Here is a 3,714-nt window from a genome sequence, read left to right on the forward strand (position 1 = left end):
AGGGGCCGGAGCCGGCCGGTGCCGCCCGCGCGCTGGCCGAGGCCCGGACGCTGCTGGCGCACCGCGCCGTCGTGGTGGCCGGCGCGCTCGACGGTCACCGCGCCGGCCTGGCCGCGCTCGCGGGCGACGCCGCCTCGCCCGCCCTGGTCACCGGCACGGCGGACGTCGCCGGCCAGACCGTCTTCGTGTTCCCGGGGCAGGGGTCGCAGTGGGCGGGGATGGGGCGGCGGTTGCTCGCCGAGTCGGTGGTGTTCGCGGAGGTGCTGGGTGAGGTCGACAGGGCGTTGAAGCCCTATGTCGACTGGTCGTTGCTGGATGTGGTGAACCAGGTGCCGGGTGCCGCCTCGCTGGAGCGGGTGGACGTGGTGCAGCCGGTGTCGTTCGCGGTGAACGTCGGCCTGGCCCGTCTCTGGGCGTCGCTGGGGGTGGTACCGGATGCGGTCGTGGGCCACTCGCAGGGCGAGATCGCGGCGGCTCACGTCGCGGGCGTCCTCTCGCTGGACGACGCCGCCGCCGTGGTGGCGCTGCGCTCGCAGGCGATCGCCCGCGGCCTGGCCGGACGCGGCGGCATGGTCTCGGTCGGCCTCCCCCGGGAACGGGTGGCGCCCGAGCTGCCGGACGGGGTCGAGATCGCGGCCGTCAACGGCCCGTCCTCGGTCGTCGTGGCCGGGGATCCGGCCGGGCTCGACAGCCTGGTGACGGCCAACGAGGAGCGGGGTGTGCGGGTGCGTCGGATCCCGGTGGACTACGCGTCGCACACCTCGCACGTGGAGTCGATCGAGACCGAACTCGCGGAGCTGCTGGGCTCGGTGAAGCCCCGGCCGGCGACCGTCCCGTTCCTGTCCACGGTCGAGAACCGCTGGCTGGAGGGTCCGGAGCTGGACGCCGGCTACTGGTACCGCAACCTGCGGCAGACCGTCCGCTTCGCCGACGCCGTCGAGACCCTCGCCGTCGCGGAGTACCGGGCCTTCGTCGAGATCAGCGCCCACCCCGTGCTCGCCCACGGCATCGTCGAGGCGCTGGAGGCGGCCTCCGTGCGCGACGCGGCCGTCACCGGCACCCTGCGGCGCGAGGAGGGCGGCTGGGACCGCGTCCTGCTCTCGGCCGCCGCCCTGCACGTCCGCGGCGTGGAGGTCGACTGGTCGGTCTCCTACTCGGGCGCCGAGGCCCTTCCCGCCTCCGAGTTCCCGACCTACCCCTTTCAGCACCGGCACTACTGGCTTGAGTCGGTGCCCGCAACCACCACCCCCGCAGGAGAGTCCACGATGGCCACCGAGACCGAACCCGACACCACCACCGAGGAGGCTCCCGGCGCCGCCCTCGCCCGCCGGCTGGCGGAGGCGGGCCCGCAGGAGCGCGAGACCGTGCTGGTCGACGTGGTCCGCGCGGAGGTCGCGGCCGTCCTCGGGCACGAGGGCACCGGGGAGGTCGGGCCGGACGCCGTCTTCTTCGACATCGGCTTCGTCTCGCTGACCGCCGTCGAGCTCCGCAACCGTCTGCAGAACGTCACCGGGCTGGAACTGCCCGCCCTGCTCGCCTTCGACCAGCCCACCCCGGAGCGCCTCGCCCGCCACCTCCTCGCCCTGCTGGACGAGAGCGTGTCCGGCGAGAGCGTGGCCGCGGAGAACGTGTCCGGCGAGCAGCGGACCGAAGGGAAGTGACCGTCGTGTTCGACACCACCGCCTACCTCAAGGCCCTCGACTACGACGGCCCGCTCGACCCCACCGCCGACACCCTGCGCGAGCTGCACCGCCGCCACCTGATCGCGATCCCCTACGACTCCTCGCTCAACACCGGGCGCGGCGAGGCCCTGTGGGCGGGCGTCGACATCGACGTCGACGCCGTGTTCGACGCCGTCGTGCTCGGCGGCCGGGGCGGCGTCTGCTACGAACTGAACGGGCTCTTCCTCGCCCTGCTGCGCGAACTCGGCTACGAGACCGGGCTGTTCTCGGCCGGGATCCGCCAGGTCGACGACACCTTCGGGCCGGACCTGGAGCACGTCCTCGGCTTCGTGCGGCTGGACGGCGAGCTGTGGCTGATCGACGTCGGCTTCGTCGGCCCGTCCTACCTGGAGCCGCTGCGGGTGGTGCCCGACGAGGTGCAGCCGCAGTTCGGCACCGACTTCCGTGTCGTGCGGGCGGACAGCGGCCACCACGTGGTCCAGCGCCGGGACAGGGGCGGCGACTGGCGCGCCGTCTACCGCTTCCACCCGCGGCCGCGCGCGTTCGCGGACTGGCTGGTGCCCTCGCCGGAGCTGGACCGCTTCGCCCGGGCGCTGGCCGGCTCCGGCATCGTGGTGCGCGGCCGGGCCTTCGAGGGCGGGCAGCGGATCCTGATCGGCACCCGGCTGGTCGTGGTCGAGGACGGCACCGAGCGGCTGCGCGGCCTCGCCGACCCGGAGGAGCACGCCCGGGTGCTCGCCGAGATCCTGCGGAAGGACGCGGCCACCGCATGAGCGCCCCCGTCCCCGCCGACACCGCGCCCGCGCCCGCGCCCGCGCCCGCGCCCGCGCCCGCGACCGACACCGACGTCGCGATCGTCGGATACGGGCCGGTCGGCCAGACCGCCGCCCTGCTGCTGGCCGCCCGTGGCCACCGGGTCACCGTCCTGGAGCGCTTCCCCCGGCCCTACCCGATGCCGCGCGCGGTCTCCTTCGACGGCGAGTCCGCCCGCATCCTCGCCGCCACCGGCGTCGGCGCCGCGCTGGACGAGCACGTCGACTCCTCCCGGGACTACGTCTGGCACAACGCCGACGGGCGCACCCTCTTCCGGGTGGACGTCGAGGACGCCGGCCGCTCCGGCTGGCCCGACTCCAGCGCCGTCTACCAGCCGGGCCTGGAGGCCGCGCTGGCCGCCCACGGCGAGAGCCACCCCACGCTGCGCGTGCTGCGCGGCCACCGGGTGACGGCGCTCGCCGACCGCGGCGACTCGGTCGCCCTCACGGTCGAGGGCTCCGAGGGCTCCGAGGGCTTCGAAGGCGGCACCCTCACCGCCCGCTGGGTGATCGGCTGCGACGGCGCCAACAGCGTGGTGCGCGAGGAGGCCGGGCTGACCGCCACCGACTTCGCGTTCTTCAACGACTGGCTGACCTGCGACGTCGTCCCGCACGACGGCCGGGAGTTCGTCCCCAACAACCTCCAGGTCTGCGACCCGGCCCGGCCGCGCACCGCCGTTTCCGCCGGGCCCGGCCACCGGCGCTGGGAGTTCATGCGGCTCGACCACGAGTCGCCCGAGGAGTTCGGCGGCGAGGCCAACGTCTGGAAGCTGCTCTCGCTGTTCGACATCGCCCCCGGCAACGCCACCCTGCTGCGGCACGCCGTCTACACCTTCCAGGCGCGCTACGCCGACCAGTGGCGGCGCGGCCGGGTGCTGATCGCCGGGGACGCCGCCCACCTGATGCCGCCGTTCGCCGGGCAGGGCATGTGCTCGGGCTTCCGGGACGCCGCCAACCTCGCCTGGAAACTGGACCTGGTGCTCACCGGCCGGGCCGCCGAAGGGCTGCTCGACAGCTACACCGCCGAGCGGCGCGAGCACGTGCGGCACGCGCTCACCATGTCGATGGACCTGGGCCGGGTCATCTGCCAGACCGACCCGGCCGCGGCCCGCGACCGCGACACCGTCATGCTGGCCGCCCAGGAGCGCGCCCGGCGCGGCGCGGAGGTCGGCGCGGCCCGGCCGCGCACCCCGGTCCAGCCGCTCACGACGGGCCTGCGG

At 75.0% G+C, this 3,714-nt stretch carries 3 protein-coding genes; all 3 read left to right on the forward strand.

All coding sequences use genetic code 11. The features are described from left to right. A partial coding sequence (locus ABD308_RS27250) for an acyltransferase domain-containing protein (protein ID WP_344339777.1) occupies window positions 1-1,661 on the forward strand: 1,661 nt, incomplete at its 5' end. Between the two features lie 5 nt (window positions 1,662-1,666). After that, complete coding sequence (locus ABD308_RS27255) at window positions 1,667-2,455, forward strand: arylamine N-acetyltransferase family protein (protein ID WP_344339781.1); 789 nt, start codon at window positions 1,667-1,669, stop codon at window positions 2,453-2,455. Then, window positions 2,452-3,714, forward strand: a 1,263-nt coding sequence (mhpA, locus tag ABD308_RS27260; RefSeq protein WP_344339785.1) for a bifunctional 3-(3-hydroxy-phenyl)propionate/3-hydroxycinnamic acid hydroxylase MhpA, incomplete at its 3' end; no start/stop codon positions are given. The genes ABD308_RS27255 and mhpA, both read left to right, overlap by 4 nt.

This window comes from Kitasatospora putterlickiae, from assembly GCF_039527695.1.
Classification (GTDB): Bacteria; Actinomycetota; Actinomycetes; order Streptomycetales; family Streptomycetaceae; genus Kitasatospora; species Kitasatospora putterlickiae.